Annotated in this window: 21 protein-coding genes; 20 read left to right on the top strand and 1 reads right to left on the bottom strand. The window is 71.0% G+C overall.

The genetic code is table 11. The features are described 5' to 3' along the window. Positions 1 to 32 precede the first annotated feature (32 nt). The 13 genes from ABZU72_RS17355 to ABZU72_RS17295 all read left to right on the top strand — a co-directional run bounded on the left by ABZU72_RS17355 (position 33) and on the right by ABZU72_RS17295 (position 13,894). Positions 33 to 1,070 (top strand): substrate-binding domain-containing protein, encoded by a 1,038-nt coding sequence (locus tag ABZU72_RS17355; RefSeq protein ID WP_355020077.1) that lies wholly within the window; start codon positions 33 to 35, stop codon positions 1,068 to 1,070. Positions 1,071 to 1,152: 82 nt separating this feature from the next. After that, a complete protein-coding gene (locus tag ABZU72_RS17350) occupies positions 1,153 to 2,328 on the top strand; it encodes a Gfo/Idh/MocA family oxidoreductase (protein WP_355020076.1) in 1,176 nt (391 codons plus the stop codon). Between the two features lie 65 nt (positions 2,329 to 2,393). Then, on the top strand, positions 2,394 to 3,215 hold the full coding sequence (locus tag ABZU72_RS17345; RefSeq protein ID WP_355020075.1) for a ThuA domain-containing protein: 822 nt from the start codon (positions 2,394 to 2,396) through the stop codon (positions 3,213 to 3,215). Next, a complete protein-coding gene (locus ABZU72_RS17340) occupies positions 3,212 to 4,378 on the top strand; it encodes an inositol-3-phosphate synthase (RefSeq protein ID WP_355020074.1) in 1,167 nt (388 codons plus the stop codon). Before ABZU72_RS17345 ends, ABZU72_RS17340 begins: the two co-directional genes overlap by 4 nt. Continuing rightward, positions 4,375 to 5,223: an SCO3242 family prenyltransferase gene (locus ABZU72_RS17335; protein WP_355020073.1), complete on the top strand. Its 849-nt coding sequence runs from the start codon at positions 4,375 to 4,377 to the stop codon at positions 5,221 to 5,223. Before ABZU72_RS17340 ends, ABZU72_RS17335 begins: the two co-directional genes overlap by 4 nt. Continuing rightward, the gene (locus ABZU72_RS17330; RefSeq protein ID WP_355020072.1) at positions 5,220 to 6,095 is read left to right on the top strand and encodes a sugar phosphate isomerase/epimerase family protein; all 876 of its coding nucleotides are present in this window, start codon (positions 5,220 to 5,222) and stop codon (positions 6,093 to 6,095) included. The genes ABZU72_RS17335 and ABZU72_RS17330 overlap by 4 nt, the downstream gene beginning before the upstream one ends. Next, positions 6,092 to 6,697: an EboA domain-containing protein gene (locus ABZU72_RS17325; protein ID WP_355020071.1), complete on the top strand. Its 606-nt coding sequence runs from the start codon at positions 6,092 to 6,094 to the stop codon at positions 6,695 to 6,697. Before ABZU72_RS17330 ends, ABZU72_RS17325 begins: the two co-directional genes overlap by 4 nt. Further along, positions 6,697 to 7,554 (top strand): TatD family hydrolase, encoded by an 858-nt coding sequence (locus tag ABZU72_RS17320; protein WP_355020070.1) that lies wholly within the window; start codon positions 6,697 to 6,699, stop codon positions 7,552 to 7,554. The genes ABZU72_RS17325 and ABZU72_RS17320 overlap by 1 nt, the downstream gene beginning before the upstream one ends. Beyond that, positions 7,551 to 8,735: a metabolite traffic protein EboE gene (gene eboE / locus ABZU72_RS17315; RefSeq protein ID WP_355020069.1), complete on the top strand. Its 1,185-nt coding sequence runs from the start codon at positions 7,551 to 7,553 to the stop codon at positions 8,733 to 8,735. The genes ABZU72_RS17320 and eboE overlap by 4 nt, the downstream gene beginning before the upstream one ends. Further along, positions 8,732 to 10,105: a nucleotide pyrophosphatase/phosphodiesterase family protein gene (locus ABZU72_RS17310; protein ID WP_355020068.1), complete on the top strand. Its 1,374-nt coding sequence runs from the start codon at positions 8,732 to 8,734 to the stop codon at positions 10,103 to 10,105. The genes eboE and ABZU72_RS17310 overlap by 4 nt, the downstream gene beginning before the upstream one ends. Before the next feature lie 28 nt (positions 10,106 to 10,133). Next, positions 10,134 to 11,141, top strand: a complete 1,008-nt coding sequence (locus tag ABZU72_RS17305; RefSeq protein ID WP_355020067.1) for a sugar phosphate isomerase/epimerase family protein — start codon at positions 10,134 to 10,136, stop codon at positions 11,139 to 11,141. Between the two features lie 31 nt (positions 11,142 to 11,172). Next, on the top strand, positions 11,173 to 12,135 hold the full coding sequence (locus ABZU72_RS17300) for a sugar phosphate isomerase/epimerase (RefSeq protein WP_355020066.1): 963 nt from the start codon (positions 11,173 to 11,175) through the stop codon (positions 12,133 to 12,135). 190 nt (positions 12,136 to 12,325) lie between these two features. Continuing rightward, positions 12,326 to 13,894 (top strand): glycosyltransferase, encoded by a 1,569-nt coding sequence (locus tag ABZU72_RS17295; protein WP_355020065.1) that lies wholly within the window; start codon positions 12,326 to 12,328, stop codon positions 13,892 to 13,894. Positions 13,895 to 13,902: 8 nt separating this feature from the next. On the opposite strand, the gene ABZU72_RS17290 is transcribed toward ABZU72_RS17295, so the two are convergent. Then, positions 13,903 to 14,949: a class I SAM-dependent methyltransferase gene (locus ABZU72_RS17290; RefSeq protein WP_355020064.1), complete on the bottom strand. Its 1,047-nt coding sequence runs from the start codon at positions 14,947 to 14,949 to the stop codon at positions 13,903 to 13,905. A 196-nt stretch (positions 14,950 to 15,145) separates the two neighbouring features. Between ABZU72_RS17290 and ABZU72_RS17285 the strand changes: the two genes are divergently transcribed. From ABZU72_RS17285 to ABZU72_RS17255, 7 genes are all read left to right on the top strand, one after another. Beyond that, a complete protein-coding gene (locus ABZU72_RS17285; RefSeq protein WP_141803747.1) occupies positions 15,146 to 15,484 on the top strand; it encodes a P-II family nitrogen regulator in 339 nt (112 codons plus the stop codon). Positions 15,485 to 15,533: 49 nt separating this feature from the next. Next, positions 15,534 to 15,872, top strand: a complete 339-nt coding sequence (locus tag ABZU72_RS17280; protein ID WP_008363338.1) for a P-II family nitrogen regulator — start codon at positions 15,534 to 15,536, stop codon at positions 15,870 to 15,872. A 23-nt stretch (positions 15,873 to 15,895) separates the two neighbouring features. After that, the gene (locus tag ABZU72_RS17275; protein ID WP_355020063.1) at positions 15,896 to 18,109 is read left to right on the top strand and encodes a [protein-PII] uridylyltransferase; all 2,214 of its coding nucleotides are present in this window, start codon (positions 15,896 to 15,898) and stop codon (positions 18,107 to 18,109) included. Between the two features lie 109 nt (positions 18,110 to 18,218). Next, the gene (ffh, locus tag ABZU72_RS17270; protein WP_355020062.1) at positions 18,219 to 19,781 is read left to right on the top strand and encodes a signal recognition particle protein; all 1,563 of its coding nucleotides are present in this window, start codon (positions 18,219 to 18,221) and stop codon (positions 19,779 to 19,781) included. Between the two features lie 12 nt (positions 19,782 to 19,793). Then, complete coding sequence (locus tag ABZU72_RS17265) at positions 19,794 to 20,156, top strand: hypothetical protein (protein ID WP_355020061.1); 363 nt, start codon at positions 19,794 to 19,796, stop codon at positions 20,154 to 20,156. 238 nt (positions 20,157 to 20,394) lie between these two features. Beyond that, on the top strand, positions 20,395 to 22,287 hold the full coding sequence (locus ABZU72_RS17260; RefSeq protein ID WP_355020060.1) for a glycoside hydrolase family 3 protein: 1,893 nt from the start codon (positions 20,395 to 20,397) through the stop codon (positions 22,285 to 22,287). A gap of 78 nt (positions 22,288 to 22,365) precedes the next feature. Next, a partial coding sequence (locus tag ABZU72_RS17255) for an FHA domain-containing protein (protein ID WP_355020059.1) occupies positions 22,366 to 22,745 on the top strand: 380 nt, incomplete at its 3' end.

The following is a 22,745-nucleotide window of genomic DNA, read 5'->3' as shown; positions in this document are numbered from 1 at the left end:
TTCTCCACCTCGCACGATCTAGGAGCACTTCCATGAAACTGAAGTCCACAGCAAAAATCGTCGTCGCCGGCCTCTCGGTGCTTGCCCTCTCGGCGTGCATCAGCAACACCCCCGAGGAGTCCGACAAGGGCGGGGGTACGTCCAACGCCGAGGCCGGCTCCAACGACGAAGCGGGCGACCAGGTCGTCATCGGCTTCTCGGCCCCCGCCGCCGACCACGGCTGGATGGGCGCGATCAGCGAGCAGGCCAAGGCAGCCGCCGATTCCTACGAGGACGTCGAGCTTCGCCTGGCGGAGGGAACCAACGACGTCAGCCTGCAGATCAGCCAGGTCGAGACCTTCATCAACGACAAGGTCGACGCCATCGTGCTGCTGCCCTTCGACGGCGCCGCGATGACGCCGGTCGCGCTCAAGGCGATGGAGGCCGGCATCCCGGTCATCAACGTGGACCGTGAGTTCAACGACCCCAACGCCGCCCGCGTCACCGTGCTCGGCGACAACTACGGCATGGGCGTCTCGGCCGGGACGTACGTCTGCGAGCAGGCCGACGGCAACGAGAACGCCATCGTCGCGGAGATCGCCGGCATCGACTCGCTGCCCCTGACCCAGGACCGGAGCCAAGGCTTCAAGGACGCGCTGGGCGAGTGCGGCCTCGACGTCGACAACCGGGTCGCCGCCGACTTCACCGTCGAGGGTGGCGAGAAGGCCGCCGGCAACCTGCTGCAGGCGGCCCCGAAGATCGACTTCCTGTGGAACCACGACGACGACCAGGGCGTCGGCGTCCTCGCTGCGATCAACAATGCCGGCCGCGACGAGTTCACCATGGTCGGCGGCGCCGGCTCGGCGAACGCGATGCGCGAGATCGAGTCCGGTGACAGCGTCCTCAAGGCGACGGTCATCTACCCCTCCACGCAGGCCGCGGACGGCATCAAGCTCGCCCGGCTCCTGGTGCAGGACAAGGCGATGTCCGACCTGGTCGAGGTGACCGTGCCGCGAACCATCCAGCTGGACGCGCCGGTGGTCACCGAGGAGAACGTGGGCGAGTTCCTCGACACGGCATTCGAGTCCTGATCGAGCCCGACCCAGCCAGACCGCAAGATCGCTCCGCGCTCGGGCGCGGAGCGACACCACCGAAACACAGGATCGAGTTCCGATGACCGAGCAGAACGCCACGCTCGGGGTGGGGATGATCGGCTATGCCTTCATGGGTGCCGTCCACTCCCACGCCTGGCGCAGTGCCCACCGCTTCTTCGACCTTCCCCTGACCCCGCGGATGCAGGTTCTCTGCGGCCGTGACGCGACCCGCGTGGCGGAGGCCGCCACCCGGTTCGGCTGGGAGGAGAGCGTCACCGACTGGCGCGACGTGATCGCCCGCGACGACGTCGACCTGGTCGACGTGTGCACGCCCGGCGACACCCACGCGGAGATCGCGATCGCCGCGCTCGAGGCCGGCAAGCACGTGCTCTGCGAGAAGCCGCTGGCCAACAGCGTGGCCGAGGCCGAGCGGATGGCCGAGGCCGCCGCGGTGGCCGCCGAGCGTGGAGTGCGGGCGATGGTGGGGTTCACCTACCGCCGGGTGCCCGCCATCGCCTTGGCCCGGAAGCTGGTCGCCGACGGTCGTCTCGGGGAGCTCCACCACGTGCGTGCGCAGTATCTCCAGGACTGGCTGGCCGACCCCGAGACCCCGCTGAGCTGGCGCCTCGACAAGACGAAGGCCGGCTCGGGTGCGCTCGGCGACATCGGCGCGCACGTCATCGACCTGACCCAGCACATCACCGGCGACCGGATCCTGGAGGTCTCCGGGATGCTGGAGACCTTCGTCAAGGAACGTCCCGTGGCCGAGACCTCATCCGGGCTCTCCGCCACCGCCGGGGCCGAGCGCGGTCCGGTCACCGTCGACGACGCCGCGGTGTTCCTGGCTCGGTTCGCCGGGGGAGCGGTCGGCTCCTTCGAGGCCACCCGTTTCGCCACCGGCCGCAAGAACGCGATCCGGATCGAGATCAACGGGTCGAAGGGCAGCCTGGCCTTCGACTTCGAGGACATGAACGTCCTGCACTTCCACGACGCGACCCTGCCGGCCGCCGAGGGCGGCTTCCGCCGGATCGTCGTCACCGAGCCCGAGCACCCGTGGGTGGCCGGCTGGTGGCCCCCGGGCCACGGCCTCGGCTACGAGCACGGCTTCACCCACCAGGTCGTCGACCTCGTCCGAGCGCTCGGCGACGGCACCGAGCCGACGCCGACGTTCGCCGACGGACTCCAGGTGCAGCGCGTGCTCGCCGCTGTCGAGACCAGCTCCGACACCAGGACGTGGCAGGAGATCCCCACCTGACCCACCCGGGGCCGCTCGGCCGATTCCAGCCTGTTCAAACCGTTGAGCACAGAAGGGATACGCATATGAAGCACGGATCGAGAAGGTTCCGGACACTCATCGCGGGAATCGGGCTGGTGGCGGTGGCCGCCTTCGCCCCGGGCCTGTCACCGACGCCCGCCGCGAGCGCCGACCGCCCCGGCGGGGGCGAGGGGGCTGGGACGTACGACGTCCTGGTGTTCTCCAAGACCGCCGGGTTCCGGCACGGCTCCATCCCTGACGGCATCGCGGCGATCGAGAGGCTGGGGGCCGAGAACGGCTTCACGGTGACCGCAACCGAGGACGCGGCGGTGTTCAACGACACCGACCTGGCGGCGTACGAGGCGGTGCTGTGGCTCTCGACCACCGGTGATGTGCTCGACGCCGGCCAGCAGGCCGCGTTCGAGCGCTACATCCAGGACGGTGGCGGCTATGTGGGCGTGCACGCCGCCTCCGACACCGAGTACGACTGGCCCTGGTACGGAGGCCTCGTCGGTGCCTACTTCGCCGGTCACCCCGCCCAGCAGACCGCGACGGTGAAGGTGCACGGGCACAACACCGCGGCGACGGCCGAGCTGCCGAAGCGGTGGACGCGTTGGGACGAGTGGTACAGCTTCCGCGACCGTCCGGCCGACTCGATCCGGGTCCTCGCCGACCTCGACGAGCGCAGCTACGACCCGGGCCAGCACGCCATGGGGAACCCGCACCCGATCGCCTGGTGCCACCGCTACGACGGCGGCCGGGCCTTCTACACCGGCATGGGCCACACCTCGGAGTCGTTCACCGAGCCGGAGTTCCTCTCCCACGTGCTCGGCGGCATCGAGATGGTCGCCGGGGTCGCCCGGTTCCGCTGCGAGGCGGACAGATGAGCGGACCGATGAACGGGAGGGTCGGGCTCTGGCTGGTCGGTGCGTGCGGCTCGGTCGGTGTCACGACGACGGTCGGCGCGCTGGCAGTCCGGGCCGGGCTCGCCGGACGGGTCGGGCTGGTCGCCGAGCAGCCGGAGATCGCCGCCGCCGGGCTGCCCTCCCTGGACGACCTGGTGATCGGTGGGCACGATCTGCGGGCGGACCCGTTGCTGAAGCGGGCCGAGCGGCTCGCCGCTGGCGGGGTCGTTCCCGCCGGGATCCTGCCGGCGATCGCCGGTGAGCTGGAGGAGGTCGAGGGGCGGCTGCGTACGGGCTATGACCCAGCGGGCGCCGAGCCGCAAGGTGTCGCGGTCGAGCGGCTGACCGCCGATCTGGTGGCTTTCCGCGACGAGCACGGGCTCGAGCGCGTGGTCGTGATCGACGTAGCGAGCACCGAGCCGCCGGCCGAGGTCGTGGACGGCGGACCGCTCGCCGACCCCGACGCCCTCGACGCGGCGCTGGCCGCGGGGGAGTCCCCGCTGCCGGCCAGCTCCGTCTACGTCCTGGCCGCCTATCGGGCGGGCTGCCCGGTCGTCTCGTTCACGCCCAGTCCCGGGCCGCGGCTGCCGGTACTCGTCACCCTCGCCGAGCGCGCGGGGCTCCCGTGGGCGGGCTCGGACGGGAAGACCGGGGAGACGCTGCTGAAGTCGGCGCTGGCGCCGATGTTCTCGACGCGGGCGCTGCAGGTCAACGCCTGGGCCTCGTACAACATGCTCGGTGGCGGTGACGGCGCCACGCTCGCCGACCCGGCCAATGCGCAGAGCAAGCTCGTCACCAAGGCCCAGGGGCTGGAGGCGATGCTCGGTCACCCGGTGGAGGGCCCGATGCACATCGACTACGTCCCCGACCACGGCGACTGGAAGACCGCCATCGACCACGTCTCCTTCGAGGGGTTCCTCGGGGTGCGGATGTCGCTGCAGTTCACCTGGAGCGGCTGCGACTCCGCACTGGCCGCGCCTCTGGTGCTCGACCTCGCCCGGCTCGTTCTGCGCGCGCACGAGGTGGGGGAGAGCGGACCGCTGCCGTTCGGGTTCTTCTTCAAGGACCCGGCCGGCTCCACCGAGCACCGGCTCGGTACGCAGTGGGAAGAGCTGGTCGCGTGGTGCGCTCGGGTGGGCGGATGACGTCTCGCGCCCGAGCCTTCGCCGAGCTCGTCCGGCTGCCGGCGGCCCTCACCGTGCCGGGTGACACCCTGGCCGGGGCCGCCGCGGCCGGTCCGCTGCGGGCCCGCGCGGTCGCGATGCCGGCCGCCTCGGTGGCGCTCTACTGGGCCGGGATGGCGCTCAACGACTGGGCCGACCGGGACCTCGACGCCGTCGAGCGCCCCGAGCGGCCGATCCCGTCGGGCCGGATCAGCCCACGGCAGGCGCTGGGGGTGGCCGTCGGGCTCACTGCGGCGGGTGTCGGGCTGGCCGGGCTCGCCGGCGGGCGTCCGGCCGCGGTGACGGCGGCCGCCCTGGCCGGGACGGTGTGGGCCTACGACACCGTCCTGAAGGACACCTCCGCCGGGCCGGTCGCGATGGCTGCGGCCCGTGGCCTCGACGTGCTGCTCGGGGCGAGTGCGAGCGGACGTACGCGGGCGGGGCTGGTGCCGGCCGGTCTCCTCGCCGCCCACACCGCCGGGGTCACCCTGCTCAGCCGAGGCGAGGTCCACGGCACCCGGCCTGCCACCGCGAGTCTCGCCGGCGGCGTCACGGTCCTGACCGCAGCCGCGGCGGCCGGCCACGGACGGGCGGCGCTTCCCGTCGCCCTCGCCGCGACGTACGCACGCAGTGTCGGCTCCGCCCAGCTCGCCGCGGTCTCCTCGCCGGATGCCGGGACCGTCCGGCGGGCCACCGGCGCCGGGATCCGCGGGATGATCCCGCTCCAGGCCGCGCTCGTCGCCCGCCGCTCACCGCTGGCCGCGGTCGCGCTGCTGGCCGCCGGCCCGATCGCCAAGGCCGCCTCGAAGGTGGTGTCACCGACATGAGCACGAGCACGTTGCGGTTCGGATACGGCACCAACGGCATGCACAGCCACCGGCTCGAGGACGCGCTGAGCCTCCTGGCCGCGCTGGGCTACGACGGCGTCGCACTGACCCTCGACCACCTTCACCTGGACCCCTTCCGGCCGAACCTGGCGGGCCGGGTCGCCCAGGTCGGCCGCCGGCTGGACGAGCTCGGTCTGTCGGTCGTGATCGAGACCGGAGCTCGCTACATCCTCGATCCGCTCCGCAAGCACTACCCGACCCTGCTGCACCCGGGCCCCGACGCGAGCCGCCGGGTCGACTACCTGCACCGGGCGGTCGAGGTGGCCGCCGACCTCGGCGCCGAGGCGGTCTCGTTCTGGTCGGGCACCCTGCCGGACGGCGTGGACGAGGACCGGGCCTGGGGACGCCTGTGCGACGGGGTGTGGCGGGTCCTCGACGTCGCCACCCGCCGCGGCGTCGTGTGCGCCATCGAGCCCGAGCCCGGGCACTTCGTCGCCACCCTCGACTCCGTGATCGAGCTGCGCCATCGCCTCGACGACCCGGAGCTGCTGCGGGTCACCCTCGACCTCGGCCACGTGGTGTGCAACGAGCCGCGGGGGATGGCCGAGACCATCCGCCTCGCCGGTCCGCTGCTGGCCAACGTGCAGGTCGACGACATGGTCGAGGGCGTCCACGAGCACCTGGAGCTGGGCACCGGCGAGGTCGACTTCGCCGCCGCGCTCGGCACCCTCGTCGAGATCGGCTACACCGGGCTCGCCGCGCTCGAGCTGCCCCGCCAGTCCCATGCCGCCCCGGCCGTCGCCGAGCACTCCCTCGCGTTCCTGCGCGAGACCCTCGACGACCTGCCCCGATCCGAGGAGGTGGGCGCATGAACGAGAAGCTGCTTGCCGAGTGGTGCGCCGAGATCGAAGCCGATCCCACCCGGATCAGGACCCGCTTCCCAGCCGCGGCCAGGGAGATCGGCCGCACCCCGGGCACCTCCCCGGAACCGGGCGCGGGACGGGTCGAGGACGACGTACGCGTGCGGCTGCTGCTGGCGCTGGGCCGTGGCCTGGCCGGTGACGCCGACGCGTTGAGCGCCGAGGTGCACGACCTCTACCGCTTCGGCGACGCCGACGAGCGGCGGGCAGTCCTGCTCGGCCTCGGGCACCTCGAGGAGTTGATCGGCGACCGCGCCGTCGACCTGCTCCACGACGCGCTGCGTACCAACGACCCGCGCCTGGTGGCAGCCGCCCTGGGGACGTACGCCGCTCGTCTCGATCCCGCCGCGTGGCGCCAGGCCGTCCTCAAATGCCTCTTCGTCGGCGTACCTCTGCGGCTGGTGGCCGGCCTCGACGGACCCGACGGATCCGATGACGAGCTGCGCCGGATGGTCGCCGACTACGCCGCTGAGCGGCGCGCGGCCGGCCGCGAGGTGCCCGTCGATGCCCTGCCCTTCCTTCCCGCCCCCACTCAGACCACTCGGGAGTCCTGATGCGCATCTTCGACCCGCACATCCACATGAGCTCGCGTACGACCGACGACTACGAGGCCATGTACGCCGCCGGCGTCCGCGCCCTGGTGGAGCCGGCGTTCTGGCTCGGCCAGCCGCGGACCAGCGTCGACTCGTTCGTCGACTACTTCGACGCGCTGGTCGGCTGGGAGCGGTTCCGGGCCTCGCAGTTCGGCATCGCCCACCACTGCACGATCGCGCTCAACCCGAAGGAGGCCAACGACCCGCGCTGCACGCCGGTCCTCGACCTGCTGCCGCGCTATCTTGCCAAGGACGGGGTGGTCGCGGTCGGCGAGATCGGCTTCGACTCGATGACCGAGGACGAGGAGAAGGCGTTCAGCCGCCAGCTCGAGCTGGCCCGCGAGTTCGCGCTGCCCGCGATGGTGCACACGCCCCACCGCGACAAGCTCGCCGGGACCCGCCGCACCCTCGACCTCGTCGAGGCGGCCGGGATGGAGCCCGGGATGGTCGTCGTCGACCACCTCAACGAGATGACCGTCGACGTCGTCGACGAGGCGGGGGCCTGGATGGGCTTCTCGATCTATCCCGACACCAAGATGGACCCCGACCGGATGGTCGCGATCCTCCAGCGGCGCGGGCTGGACCGGGTGCTGGTCAACTCCGCCGCCGACTGGGGCAAGAGCGATCCGCTGCGCACTCGCGCGACCGGCGAGGCGATGCTGGCGGCCGGCTTCACCGAGGACGACGTCGACCGGGTGCTGTGGCGCAACCCGGTGGAGTTCTTCGGCCAGAGCGGACGGCTGCTGCTCGACGTACCTGCGGCCGACCAGGGTGCGACCTTCGCCGGCAACTCGCTGCTGCGAGGTGAGCGGGCATGAGGTTCCGGCACCGCGACGGCACGGTCGTCCACCTCGGCTACTGCAGCAACGTGCATCCCGCCGAGGACGTCGACGGCATCCTCGACCAGCTCCGCCGCTACGCCGGCGAGGTACGTGCCCGGCTCGGCGTCCAGCGGCTCGGCCTCGGTCTGTGGCTGCCCGCCGCGACCGCGCACGAGCTGGCCGGCGACCCGGCCACCCTCGACCGGCTGCGCACCGGCCTGGACCGCCACGGCCTGGAGGTCGTCACCCTCAACGCCTTCCCGTACGCCGGGTTCCATGCCCCGGTCGTGAAGCGCGACGTCTACTCCCCGGACTGGTCGACCCGGCGCCGCCTCGACTACACCCTCGACTGCGCCCGGGTGCTGTCGGCGCTGCTGCCCGACGATGCCGTACGCGGCAGCATCTCGACCCTTCCGCTGGGCTGGCGCACCCCCTGGTTCACCGACCGCGACCGGGCGGCGCGCGAGCTGATCGGCGAGCTCGCCGACGGCCTTGCCGGCATCGAGGCCGAGCACGGCCGGCTGGTGCGGGTCGGGTTCGAGCCGGAGCCCGGCTGCGTCGTGGAGACGACCCGGGACGCGGTCACCCGGCTCGCCGGGCTGGCCCCCGACCACCTCGGGATCTGCGTCGACACCTGCCACCTCGCCACCCAGTTCGAGGACGCCACCGAGGCGCTCGACCGGCTTCGCGTGGCCGGACTGCCGGTCGTCAAGGTCCAGGTCTCCGCGGCCCTGCACGCCGACGACCCCAGCGACCCGGCGACGCGGGAGGCGCTGGCCTCCTACGCCGAGGACCGCTTCCTGCACCAGACCCGGGAGCCGCGCGGGGCGCGGGTGGACAGCCGCGACGACCTTCCCGAGGCGCTCGCCGGCCATCGTCCGCTGCCGGCCGAGCATCCGTGGCGGGTGCACTTCCACGTACCTCTCCACGCCGACCCGGCCCCGCCGCTGCGCAGCACCCGCGACCACCTCGCGGGCACGCTCGACGCGCTCCTCGGCGGTCCGGTGGCCCACACCGACCACCTCGAGGTCGAGACCTACACCTGGGGAGTCCTGCCCGAGCAGGTCCGCCCGGACGGTGACGCCGGCCTGGTCGCGGGCATCGCGGCCGAGCTGGCCTGGACCCGCGACCGGCTCCTCGAGGCCGGTCTCGAACAGCTGCAGGAGGCATCGGCATGAGCGACAACCTGGGTGAGAAGCTGCTGGTCATCGACGTGGTCGGGATGACCCCCGAGCTGCTCCAGCACATGCCGCGGGTGCGGCAGGTGGGGGAGTCGGGGTTCACCGCCGAGCTGGGCACGGTGCTGCCCGCGGTCACCTGCTCGGTCCAGTCGACCTTCCTGACCGGCGCGCTGCCGCGTGACCACGGCATCGTCGGCAACGGCTGGTACTTCCGCGACCTCGGCGAGGTGCTCCTGTGGCGCCAGCACAACGCGCTGGTCCAGGGCGAGAAGCTGTGGGACGTCGTCCGCCGCCGGCGCCCCGGCGCGAAGGTCGCCAACATCTGCTGGTGGTACGCCATGGGTGCCGACGTCGACACCACCGTCACCCCGCGCCCGGTCTACCACGCCGACGGCAAGAAGTCGCCGGACTGCTGGACCTGGCCGCCCGAGCTCCACGACACCCTCACCGCGGAGCTGGGCCCGTTCCCGCTGTTCACCTACTGGGGTCCCACGGCCTCGATCAAGAGCTCGGCATGGATCGTCGCGGCCGCCCGCAAGGTCATGCCCGACCACGACCTCACCCTCGTCTACGTCCCGCATCTCGACTACGACCTGCAGCGCTTCGGCCCCGACAGCCCGCAGGCCGTCCAGGCGGCCTGCGACGTCGACGCGACCCTGGCGCCGCTGCTCGACGACGCCGAGGCGGCGGGCGTACGCGTCGTGCTGCTGAGCGAGTACGGCATCACCCGCGCCACCCGCCCGGTCGACGTCAACCGGCTGCTGCGCCGCGAGGGCCTCCTGCACGTCCACCACAACGCCACCGGCGAGCTGCTCGACCCGTGGACGTCGCGGGCCTTCGCGGTCGCCGACCACCAGATCGCCCACGTCTACATCAAGGACCCCGCCGACCTGGACCGGGTGCGCGACCTGCTGCAGGGTCTGGACGGTGTGGCCGAGGTCCTCGACCGCGCCGGCCAGGCGGCGTACGGACTCGACCACGAACGCGCCGGCGAGCTCGTCGTGGTGGCCGAGCCGGACGCCTGGTTCACCTACTACTACTGGCTCGACGACGCGAACGCACCCGACTTCGCCCGCGGCGTCGAGATCCACAAGAAGCCCGGCTACGACCCCGCCGAACTGTTCCTCGACCCCGAGGACCGCTGGGTCAAGCTGCGCGCCGCGACCACGCTCGCCCGCAAGACGGCCGGGCTGCGCTACGCCATGAGCGTGGTGCCGCTCGACCCCGCCCCCGTCTCCGGCAGCCACGGCCGGCTGCCGGACGACCCCGAGCACGGCCCGGTGCTCGTCTGCTCCGACGCCTCCGCCAAGCGCGACCGGTTCGAGGCCACCGAGGTCCGCGACCTGCTTGCATCCCTGCTCCCCTGAACCGCTCCCCTGAGGAAGGACAAACACCATGACCCGACCGATCACGCTCTTCACCGGCCAGTGGGCCGACCTGCCGTTCGAGGAGGTCTGCCGCCTCGCCTCCGAGTGGGGCTACGACGGCCTCGAGATCGCCTGCTGGGGCGACCACCTCGACGTCTGGCAGGCCGCCGAGGACGAGACGTACGTCCAGGCGAAGCTGGACCTGCTGGCCAAGCACAACCTGAAGGTCTTCACGATCTCCAACCACCTCAAGGGCCAGGCGGTCTGCGACGATCCCATCGACCAGCGCCACAAAGACATCCTGCCCGCGAAGATCTGGGGCGACGGCGACCCCGAGGGCGTACGTCAGCGGGCCGCCGAGGAGATGAAGATGACCGCCCGGGCGGCGAAGAACCTCGGGGTCAAGACGGTCGTCGGCTTCACCGGCTCCTCCATCTGGAAGTACGTCGCGATGTTCCCGCCCGTCTCTCAGGCGATGGTCGAGGCCGGCTACCAGGACTTCGCCGACCGCTGGAACCCGATCCTCGACGTCTTCGACGAGTGCGGGGTGCGGTTCGCCCACGAGGTCCACCCCTCCGAGATCGCCTACGACTACTGGTCGACGGTCGCGACGCTGGAGGCGATCGGTCACCGCGAGGCCTTCGGGCTCAACTGGGACCCCAGCCACATGGTGTGGCAGCAGGTCGACCCGGTCGGGTTCCTGTGGGACTTCCGCGACCGGATCTACCACGTGGACTGCAAGGACACGAAGATGCAGACCGGCAACGGCCGCAACGCCCGCCTCGGCTCCCACCTCGCCTGGGCCGACCCGCGCCGCGGCTGGGACTTCGTCTCCACCGGCCACGGCGACGTGCCGTGGGAGCAGTGCTTCCGGATGCTCAACTCCATCGGCTACGACGGCCCCATCTCGGTCGAGTGGGAGGACGCCGGCATGGACCGCCTCGTCGGTGCCCCTGAGGCGCTCGAGTTCGTCCGCCGACTCGCTTTCGACGCCCCCGAGGCGGCCTTCGACGCGGCGTTCTCGACCGCCGACTGACCCGCTACACCCAAGAAGAAGGAGTTACGAGATGTGTTTTGGATTCGACGGTGACGGTGCGCTGCAGCGCTCACTCGAACAGCGCGGGCTCAGCCGGCGCTCCCTCATCCGCGGCGCCGCCGCGGGTGCTGCCGCGCTCGGAGTCAGCGGTGCTCTGGCCGCACCGGCAGCCGCTGACGGCGTACGTTCCGGTCGTGGCCACGGTGGCGGCCGCCGGGTCCCTGCCGACAAGATCAGCATCCAGCTCTACACGCTGCGGTCGATCATGACCGGAGCAGGTGTCGACGCGACGCTGGCGAAGCTGGCGCAGATCGGCTACGACCGCGTCGAGCTGGCCGGTCTCTACGGGCGCACCGCCGAGGACATCCGAGGCGTCCTCGACGGGCTCGGGATCCGCTCCAACTCGAGCCACGACGGTCTGAGCAGCAGCTTCGCCGCGCTCGAGACGAAGTTCGACAACTCTGAGACGCTCGGGGTCCGCTACCTCAACGTGCCCTACCTGGCCTCCAGCTCGCTCTCCGACTGGCAGGCCTGGGCCGACCAGATGAACAACGAGGCGGCGGCGGCGAAGCGGCGCGGCTTCCGCTATGGCTACCACAACCACGCCCATGAGTTCACCACTGATCTCGGTGGCGGGGTCACGCCCTGGGACGTGTTCATGCGGGAGCTCGACCCGGCCTACGTCCACCTCGAGGTGGACCTCTACTGGGCCGTCACCGGCGGCGTGAACCTCGGCATGTCCAGTGACGAGGCCATCGACTTCGCGATCGACGTCGTCGACCGGTCTCCGCTCCAGGTCCGCCAGTACCACGTCAAGGACCGCAACGAGGCCACCGGCGACCACGTCGACCTCGGCACGGGGTTCATCGACTTCGCCAAGATCTTCCGCGCCCACCAGGTGGAGGACTACATCGTGGAGAACGACAGCCCTGACGTCACCCCGATCCAGACCGCGGAGGTGGGTTACTCCTACCTGCGTGGCCTGCGCTACTGACGTACGCCATCTGAAGTTCGTCAGGCAAGACTCGGCAGCCGCCCCCGACCCTCCCTGCGGGGCGGCTGCCGTCGCCTTCCAGACGCTCGGTGAACCCTCCGAGAAGTCGGGATGACGACCATCCCCCAAACGGGCGAGTGCCCCGTGTCGGGTTCCGCGAACCCTCGGTGAGGGTCATAGGCTGAAGACCATGCCATCGCCCCGGGTATCGCTGATCACCGCTGTCTACAACCCGCCCGCCGATGCCTTCGAGGACACGATCGCGTCGGTTCTCGGCCAGACCCACGAGGACTGGGAGTGGGTCCTCAGCGACGACTGCTCGCCCGCGCCCTGGGTGCTGCCGCGGCTGCGGGAGTTGGCCGCGACGGAGCCGCGGGTGCGTATCGTGGAGCGTGCGGCGAACGGTGGCATCGTGGCCGCCTCGAACACGTCGCTGGCGGAGGCGACCGGCGAGCTGATCGCCCTGCTCGACCACGACGACGTACTCGAGCCGAACGCGCTGGAGAAGATGGTCCGCGCCTACGACCGGTTCGAGGACCTCGACTACGCCTACAGCGACCAGGACCTGATGTCGGATGCGGGCGAGCTCCGCGACGCCTACTACAAGCCCGACTGGTCCCCGGAGCGGCTGCGGCACCACAACTACTGCACCCACTTCTCGGTGTTCCGCCGCTCGGTCGTGGAGGAGGTCGGCGGCTTCCAGGAGGGCTTCGACGGCTCCCAGGACCACGACCTCGTGCTGCGGGTCAGCGAGCGCGCGCGGCGCATCGTCCACGTCCCCGGCGTGCTCTACCACTGGCGCCAGGTACCGGGCTCCGCCGCGGCGGACAACCACGCCAAGCCGTACGCCTGGGACGCCGGCGTACGCGCCGTGCAGGCCCACCTCGACCGGCTCGGGATCCGGGCCACGGCCTCGCGCGGCGTCTCGCCCGGGCTCTACCGCGTCGAGCGGGAGCCCGACCTGGACACCCCTGTCAGCGTGATCATCCCGACCATCGGCACCAGCGCGATCGTATGGGGCGAGAAACGTGCGATGGTGGTCGAGACCGTTCGCTCCGTGGTCGCCTCCACCAAGCACCGCAACGTCGAGTTCGTGATCGTCTACGACACCCCGACCCCGGCCCCGGTGCTGGAGGCGCTGCGGGCGATCGAGGGTGCCGACATCAAGCTCGTCGAGTTCAAGGAGAAGTTCAGCTTCAGCGCCAAGTGCAACGTCGGCGCCGCCCACGCCACCGGTGACGTCCTGATCTTCCTCAACGACGACATGGAGGCCTACTCCGAGGGCGTCATCGAGAACCTGATCGCGCCGCTGCGCGAGCCGGACGTCGGCATGACCGGCCCCAAGCTCCTCTTCGAGGACTACCGCATCCAGCACGCCGGCCTGGTCTACGGCAGCGGCACCATCACCCACGCCTACTACCGCGCGCGTCCCGAGGAGCGGGGCAACCACGGCGAGCTGCACATCAACCGGGAGACCTCCGCGCTGACCGGCGCCTGCGTCGCGATGCGGCGCGAGGTCTTCTTCGACGCCGGTGGCTTCAGCGAACGGCTTCCGGTCAACTACAACGACGTCGACCTGTGCCTCAAGGTACGTCGCTCACTCGGCCTGCGCCTGGTCTGGCTCCACGACGTCACCCTCTTCCACTTCGAGTCCGTCAGCCGCGACAACGCGGTCCACGACTGGGAGAAGAACCTCATCAACAACCGCTGGGGCAACTACAAGGACGTACGCGAGGCGTACTCCAACGGCGTCCGCTGACTCGGCGGTCAGCCCTGGGCCGCTCGGCGGAGGCGGCGTACGACCCGTCGGCCGAAGTTCCGCACCGGGTGGCGGGTGGCGTAGGTCAGGTCGGCCTCGAGGCCGGCGACCTTGCCGCGCAGTCGCTCGATGCGCTCGCGGCGGCGCCGGTTGACCTCGCGGGCCTCGCGCAGCTGCTTGGAAAGCGTGCCGACCCGGGCCTGGGCGGAGTTGGCGGAGGCCTGGATGCCGAGGATGTGGTCACGGGTGGCCAGCCGGGAGCGGGTGACCTCCTCGAACCTCTGGGTGTGTACGTCGCGGAGCCGGACCTCGTCGGCCGGGGCGGCCTGGGCAAGCTCGGGGCCGGCCGGCGCGACCTCGCCGTCGGCGAGCGGCCGGGCGGCCAGCTGGAACTGGTAGACCAGCGCGTCGGGTTGCTGGCGTACCCACTCCACGGCCACCTCGGGAAGCAGGCCGGGGTCGACCGAGACCTCCACGTTGAGAGGGTCGGCCGTGGTGCCGCGCAGGTCCTCGACCGCGTAGCCCGCCTCGGTGAAGAGCTGCAGCAGTCCCTCGCGTGAGTAGAACTTGATGTGGGTGCGGTCCAGGAGACCGGTGTCGGTGGTCTGCCAGCGGCCCTGGAGCAGGGCGAGGCGGACCGAGCCGTGGGTGACGTTGGGGATCGAGATGACCACCTGGCCGCCGGGGGTGAGCAGGTCACGGGCCTGCTCGAGTGCCGCGCGCGGGTCGACGAGGTGCTCGAGGACGTCGGCGAAGATCACCACGTCGAAGGAGCCGGGCTCGACGATCTCGGTCAGCGGGGTCACATCCAGGTCGGCGACGACCACCTTGTCCAGGACCTTATCGGCCAGGCTCGCCGCCTCCGGGTCGATCTCGATCCCGGTGACGGTGCAGCCGCGCTCGGTGAGGATCCGGCCGATCTCGCCGGTCCAGCAGCCGACGTCGAGGACCCGCTTCCCACTGCCCGCCGCGACGGCGGACTCAGCCAGGTCGATGACCTGCACATGGCTGGTGTTGCGGTGATCGAGGTCGATCTCGACGGCGTAGTGCGACATGCGACGAGGGTAGCGACCTTTGGCGGCGCCGCGCGGCTTCGGCACGGGTGATTTACAGGCTGTTTCGACGCTTCGGCGACGTACGGTGAAATGGTCTGTTACACAGTGGAAACAGACGCCTCGGGGTGTCGAAACGTCCCCGGGTCAAGGTGGCGGCGAAGATGACAGGATCAAGGACCTCTGGAGGCGCCCTCTCGTGAAGCTCGTGACCGCAGTGATCAAGCCCCATAAGTGGGAGGACGTGCGCGAGGCCCTCGAAGCCTTCGGCGTGACCGGCATGACCGTCTCCGAGGTCTCCGGCTACGGCCGGCAGAAGGGTCACACCGAGGTCTACCGCGGCGCCGAGTACGACATCGCCCTGGTGCCGAAGATCCGCATCGAGATCGTCGTGGAGGACGAGGATGCCGCGGACGTCGTCGGCATCGTCGTGAAGACCGCACAGACCGGACGGATCGGCGACGGGAAGGTCTGGCTCAGCCCGATCGAGTCCGTCGTCCGTGTTCGGACCGGTGCACGTGATGCCGAGGCGCTCTGACTAGGCTTCGTCCGAGTGCCGGTCCATCGAATCCCACCGGAGGAGAGAAATGAAGCTCGTCACCGCAGTGATCAAACCCCACAAGTGGGAGGACGTTCGCGTCGCCCTCGAAGCTGTCGGTGTCACCGGCATGACCGTCTCCGAGGTCTCCGGCTACGGCCGGCAGAAGGGTCACACCGAGGTCTACCGCGGCGCTGAGTACGACGTCGCCCTGGTGCCGAAGATCCGCATCGAGATCGCCGTGCCCGACGAGGAGGTCGAGTCGGTGGTCAGCGCCATCGAGACCTCGGCGAAGACCGAGCGCATCGGCGACGGCAAGGTCTGGGTCTCCCCGCTGGAGACCATCGTGCGGGTCCGCACCGGCGACCGCGACGACGCCGCGATCTGATTCTGCGTTAGCGAGGGGGCGGCGTGACCGCTGAGGGTCGGGCGGAGCGCACAGCCGAGGCAGACGAGCAGTGCGCGAAGGCGTACGCCGCCGCGGGCGGCCCCGACGTCGGGGTCGCCCTCGTCGCGGTCGGGGGATACGGGCGCGGGGAGCTCGCGCCCTTCTCCGACTGGGACGTGGTGCTGGTGCACGACGACGCCGTCTCGCCGGGTTCGGTGGCCGAGCAGGTCTGGTATCCGCTCTGGGACACCGCGCCCAAGCTCGACCACTCGGTGCGGTCGTTCTCCGAGATGCTCTCGTCCTCGACCGGTGACCTCCGGGTCGCCCTCGGGCTGCTCGACATCCGGCACCTGGCCGGCGACCGCGGGCTGGTGCTGCGGTTGCGTACGACGATGCTGGCGCACTGGCGCAAGCACGCCCGGGCCCTGCTGCCCGAGCTGAGGACGATGAGCGTGGAGCGACACCGGCGCGCCGGTGAGCTCGCGCACGCCTCGGTGCCCGATCTGAAGGAGATGTACGGCGGGCTGCGGGATGCGGTCGTGATCAAGGCGATCGTGGCCACCTGGCTCGTCGACGTGCCCGCGGTCGACCTGGAGAAGTCGCGCCGCGCCCTGCTCGACGTACGTGATCTCGTGCAGGAGATCGGCGGCCGGGCCACCGACCGGGTCGTGCCGGAGATGTGGGACCAGCTCGCCGAGCGGCTGGAGCTGGCCGACGCCCGCACGGCACAGGCCCACGTACGCACCATCGGCCGCCGCCTCACCCATCTCTCCCGCCTGGCGTGGCGACGGGTGGACGGTGTCCTGGAACGCTCGCGCCCCGGAGCACCGCGCCGCCCGCGGCTGACGCCGCTGGGCAACGGTCTGGCGCTCGCCTCGGGCGAGGTGGTGCTGGTGCCGGGCGCCCGCCCGTCGCGGGATCCGCTGATGCTGCTGCGGGCCTCGGCGCTCGCCGCCGAGCACGGGGTCGCGCTGGCGCCGCCGACTGCTGCGCGACTGGCCCGGGACACCCCGGCGCTGGCCGAGCCGTGGCCGGAGGAGGCGCGGCATCTCTTCGTACGCCTCCTGGGTGCCGGGCGCGGGCTGCTCGCGGTCTGGGAGACGCTGGAGGAGACCGGCGCGGTCTCCCGGATCCTGCCCGAGTGGGAGCGGATCCGGCTCCTCCCGCACGCCTCGATCATCCACCGCTTCACCGTCGACCGGCACACCATCGAGACCTGCATCGAGGCGGTCGCTCTGCTGCCGCGGGTGGCCCGCCCGGATGTGCTGCTGGTCGCGGCGCTGCTCCACGACATCGGCAAGGGGTCGCTGACCGAGCACAGTGTGGCGGGGGAGCCGATCGCCCGCCGGATCGCTTCGCGGATGGGGTTCCCGGACGAGGAGGTCGACCTGATCTCGCAGCTGGTGCGCTGGCACCTGCTGCTCTCCACGACCGCGACCACCCGTGACCCCGACGACCCGGCGACCGTCGACCTGGTGGTGGACACGATGGGCGACGCCGAGGCGCTTGCCCTGCTCACCGCGCTCACCGAGGCCGACGCCCGGGCGACCAGCAGCCAGGCCTGGAGCACCTGGCGGGCCCGGCTCATCCTCGACCTCGCCCGGCGCGCCGCTCGGGTCCTCGACACCGGCGTCGCCGCGGGGGAGCGGCCGCAGGCCGCGGTGGAGATCCCCGAGAGCGTACGTTCGGGCTCGACCTCCTTCCGTGCCGAGCCGCTCGCCGACGGCGCCCGGGTCTGGGCGATCGCGCCCGACCGGCTCGGCCTGCTCGCCGACCTGGCCGCGACCTTCGCGGTCGCGCGGCTGCCGGTCAGAGCGTGTCGTGCCTGGCAGCAGGGCGGTTTCGGGGTCAGCGTGTGGGACCTCGACGACTCCTATGTCGACGCCGCCGTGCTCCGCACGCGCTTCTCCGCCATCACCGAGGGCCGCCTCGACCCGGCGACCCGGCTGGCCCCGAGCGCGGCTGCGCGGGGGAGCGAGCCCTCGGTCGTCGTACGTCCCGAGGCATCCAGCAAGGCCACCGTCCTCGAGGTGCGCACCATCGACCGTCCCGGGGTCGTCTACACCGTCGCCGTCGCGCTGGCGCGGATGGAGATCGCGGTCCGTTCCGCCCACATCTCCACCCTCGGCCCGCAGGCCGTCGACGTCTTCTACCTCCAGGAGGCCTCGGCCGGAGTCCTCGCCGAGCATCGCGCGGCCGAGGCGGCCCATGCGGTCCGTGCGGCCCTCGAGTGCTGACCGAGGCAGCTCGGTGAGCATCGGACCCCCGATGGCGCCTGCCGAATAGCACCCCACACACAACAGTTCGTTAGTCTTGGCAGGACAACCACTCTGCTGAAGGACCGCTTTGTTCGCCACGCTCTCCGACCGGCTCGCCACGACGTTCAAGAACATTCGGGGCAAGGGCCGCCTCACCGATGCCGACATCGACGCCACCGCTCGCGAGATCCGGATCGCGCTGCTCGAGGCCGACGTCGCGCTGCCGGTGGTGCGCGAGTTCGTCGGCCGGGTCAAGGAGCGGGCACGCGGCGAGGAGGTCAGCCAGGCGCTGAACCCCGCTCAGCAGATCGTCAAGATCGTCAACGACGAGCTGGTCACGATCCTGGGTGGCGAGACCCGCCGGCTCCGCTACGCCAAGACCGGCCCGACCGTCATCATGCTCGCGGGTCTGCAGGGTGCCGGTAAGACCACCCTGGCCGCGAAGCTCGCGCTGTGGCTGAAGGAGCAGGGCAAGGCCCCGCTGCTGGTCGCCGCCGACCTGCAGCGGCCCAACGCGGTCAACCAGCTCCAGGTCAACGGTGAGCGCGTCGGGGTCCCGGTCTACGCGCCCCAGCCGGGCAACGGTGTCGGAGACCCGGTCGATGTCGCCCGTGACGCCGTCGAGGAGGCCAAGCGCAAGCTCCACGACGTGGTCATCGTCGACACCGCCGGCCGTCTCGGCATCGACGAGGAGCTGATGAAGCAGGCCGCCGACATCAAGGCGGCGGTCAACCCCGACGAGGTCCTCTTCGTCGTCGACGCGATGATCGGTCAGGACGCGGTCAACACCGCCCAGGCCTTCCTCGACGGCGTCGGCTACGACGGCGTGGTGCTCACCAAGCTCGACGGTGACGCCCGCGGTGGTGCGGCGCTCTCCATCGTCCAGATCACCGGCAAGCCGGTCATGTTCGCCTCCAACGGCGAGAAGATGACCGACTTCGACCTGTTCCACCCCGACCGGATGGCCGGCCGCATCCTCGACATGGGCGACATGCTCACCCTGATCGAGCAGGCCGAGAAGACCTTCGACCAGGGGCAGGCCGAGAAGGACGCGGCCAAGATCGCGACCGGCGAGTTCACGCTCGAGGACTTCCTCAAGCAGATGCAGCAGCTGCGCAAGCTCGGCTCGATGTCGAAGCTGATGGGCATGCTGCCGGGCATGGGCCAGTTCCGCGAGCAGCTCGACAACTTCGACGAGCGCGAGATCGACCGGATCCAGGCGATCATCCAGTCGATGACGCCGGCGGAGCGCGCCAACCCGAAGATCCTCGACGGCTCCCGCCGCGCCCGCATCGCGAAGGGCTCGGGTCGCCAGGTCTCCGACGTCAACCAGCTCATCCAGCGCTTCACCGAGGCGTCGAAGATGATGAAGCAGCTCGCCTCCGGCGGCGGCATGCCCGGGATGCCCGGCGCGCCCGGTGCGAGCTTCGGCAAGCGTGCCGGCGCCAAGCAGGTGGCCCAGAAGAAGAAGGGCAAGGGGGCGCGCAAGTCCGGCAACCCGGCCAAGGCCGCTCAGCAGGCGAAGGCGGATGCCGAGAAGAAGCCGGCTGCCGCCAACCCGTTCGGGATGCCGGGTGGCGAGGAGATCGACTACGAGAAGGCCGCCGCCGATCTCAACCTGCCCTCGGACTTCTCCAAGTTCCTCAAGTAGGAGTCCTTCAAGGTGAGCACGGTGCTCGTCGTCGACGGCGCCAACGTCGTCGGCGCCCGCCCGGACGGCTGGTGGAAGGACCGGGCCGGCGCCGCGCGCCGGCTTCACGAGTCGCTGCTGGTCGCCGATCTCCCGCAGGACCGGATCGTCCTGGTCCTGGAGGGACAGGCCAAGGGCGGCGTACGTCCGGGCAGGGACGCCCACGTGCACACGGTCCACGCGCCCAAGGACGGCGACGCCGCGATCGTCGGTGTCGTCCGTGAGGCGCTGGAGAAGGGCGACCGGGTGACGCTGGTGACCGCCGACCGTCTGCTCCAGGCCCGCTGTGGCGGCGCTACAGCTCTGGGACCGTCCTGGTTGCTTGACCAGATCTGAGGAAATCGAGGGGTTACGCACGCGTAGCCATTGACCGCGATTGTGATCGCCGTCACGCTGGGAGCGCTCTCACGAGCCGCGGCACCCCAACGCCGAGGTGCCGACAGATCACTCTCAGGAGGCCTGTCCCGTGCGAACACACAGACAGCGCGGCGCGATCGGCGGAGCCTCGGCTCTCGCCGGCCTGCTCTGCGCCACGCTCCTCGTAGCCCCAGCGTCAACCGCAGCGTCACCCAGCGTGTCCGCCACCGATGCGCTCACGCGCTCGGGCCACGCGCTGCCCTACAAGAACCCACGCCTCGCCACCAAGACCCGCGTCGCCGATCTGCTGGCCCGGATGACGCTGGCCGAGAAGGTCGGCCAGATGGCCCAGGCCGAGCGCGCGGACGTCGCCGCCAACCCCGGCCAGATCGCCGAGCTCGGGCTCGGCAGCGTACTGTCCGGCGGCGGCTCGACCCCCGCCGAGAACACCCCGGAGGCCTGGGCCGACACGGTCGACGCCTTCCAGGAGCAGGCGCTCTCGACGCGGCTGGGGATCCCGCTGCTCTACGGCGTCGACGCGGTCCACGGTCACGGCAACCTCAACGGCGCGACCGTGTTCCCGCACAACATCGGACTCGGCGCGACCCGCGACCCGAAGCTCGCCGAGCGGATCGGGCACATCACCGCGGAGGAGACCCGCGCCTCCGGCCCGCAGTGGAACTTCGCCCCGTGCATCTGCGTCGCCCGCGACGACCGGTGGGGGAGGACGTACGAGTCCTTCGGGGAGAGCCCGAAGCTCGCCGCCCAGATGGCGCAGATGATCGAAGGGCTCCAGGGCGACAAGGGTGAGCTCGACGATCCCGACCGCGTCCTGGCCACCGCCAAGCACTTCGCCGGCGACGGGTTCACGACCTTCGGGACCGGCGAGGGCGACTACACCATCGACCAGGGCATCACCCAGGCCTCGCGCGCCGAGTTCGACAAGCTGGCGCTCTCGCCGTACGTCACCGCCATCAAGAAGCACGACGTCGGCTCGGTGATGCCGTCCTTCTCCAGCGTCGACTGGACCGAGGACGGCCTCGGGAACCCGCTCAAGATGCACGCCCACGAGGAGCTCGTCACGGGCTGGCTCAAGGAGAAGCAGGGCTTCGACGGCCTGGTGATCTCCGACTGGCGGGCGATCCACCAGATCCCGGGGACGTACGCCGAGCAGGTCGCCATCTCGGTCAACGCCGGCGTCGACATGTTCATGGAGCCGTTCTCCGGTGACACCGTCGGCTACCCGCAGTTCATCGAGACGCTGACCGCCGCGGTCGAGGACGGTGCCGTCCCGATGGCCCGCATCGACGACGCGGTCTCCCGGATCCTCACCGCGAAGTTCGACCTCGGCCTCTTCGAGAAGCCGTTCACCGACCGGCGCAACATCGACGAGATCGGCAGCGCCGACCACCGTCGTGTCGCGCGCGAGGCCGTGGCCAAGTCGCAGGTCCTGCTCCGGAACAAGCACACGCTGCCGCTCTCCGGGCGCGACGACGTCTACGTCGCGGGCAGCAAGGCCGACAGCATCGGTGACCAGGCCGGCGGCTGGACGATCACCTGGCAGGGCAACTCGACCCACCAGATCCCCGGCGACACCATCCTCGACGGCATCGAGTCCGCTGCCCGTGGTGAGGTGACCCACTCGCCCGACGCCTCCGCGCCGGTCCCGGCCGGCTCACACGGCGTCGTGGTCGTCGGCGAGCACCCGTACGCCGAGGGCTTCGGTGACGTCGGCGGTCCGCGCTGGGGCTACGACCCCGGCGAGGGCGGCGTGCAGCGGCCGGCGCTGACGATGCACCTCAGCGACGCCGACACCGCGGCGATCGACACGGTCTGCGCGGCCGCGGCGACCTGCACGGTGCTCGTCGTCTCCGGGCGTCCGATGATCATCCCGCCCGAGCTGCTCGGGCAGATCGACGCCCTGGTCGCCTCCTGGCTGCCCGGCAGCGAGGGCAAGGGCGTCGCCGACGTGCTCTTCGGCAAGCGTCCGTTCACCGGCAAGCTCCCGGTGACCTGGCCCCGCTCGGTCGACCAGGAGCCGATCAACATCGGCGATTCCGACTATGACCCGCTGTTTGCGTACGGACACGGTCTGAAGACCCACCGCTAGCGAAAAGGCCCGGTCCGAGTTGTGCGAATCTTCGATTCGCGACACTTGGATCGGGCCATTTCGGTGCATGATTCGTGCATGCAGACGCTTCGCGTAGACGTATCGGGACGAGCGCTCAGCTTCCCGCCCGACAAGATCGTCCGAATAGGGCGTTCGATTGATGCCGACGTGGTGCTCTCGTCATCCTCCGTCTCCCGCGCTCATGCGGAGCTGCGCCCGGACCCGTCCGGGTGGAAGCTGGTCGACGTCGGCTCCGCCGGAGGGACGTACGTCTCCGGCAGCCGCGTCACCGAGGTGCCGTTGACCGGGGCGACCGAGATCCAGCTCGGCCCGGTGGGGCCGGGCTCGACGATCACCGTCACTCTCGACGACGCGCCGGTGGCGGCGGGTGCTCCGCCTGCTCAGGCGCCGGCTCCGCCGCCTCCGCCGGCGACGGCGGGCGCCACCGCGGCGCCGTC

The sequence above is a fragment of the Nocardioides sp. NPDC004968 genome, assembly GCF_040608935.1.
Taxonomy (GTDB): domain Bacteria; phylum Actinomycetota; class Actinomycetes; order Propionibacteriales; family Nocardioidaceae; genus Nocardioides.
Note: the sequence above shows the minus strand (reverse complement) of the source record. Positions and strands in the feature narration are given on the sequence as shown.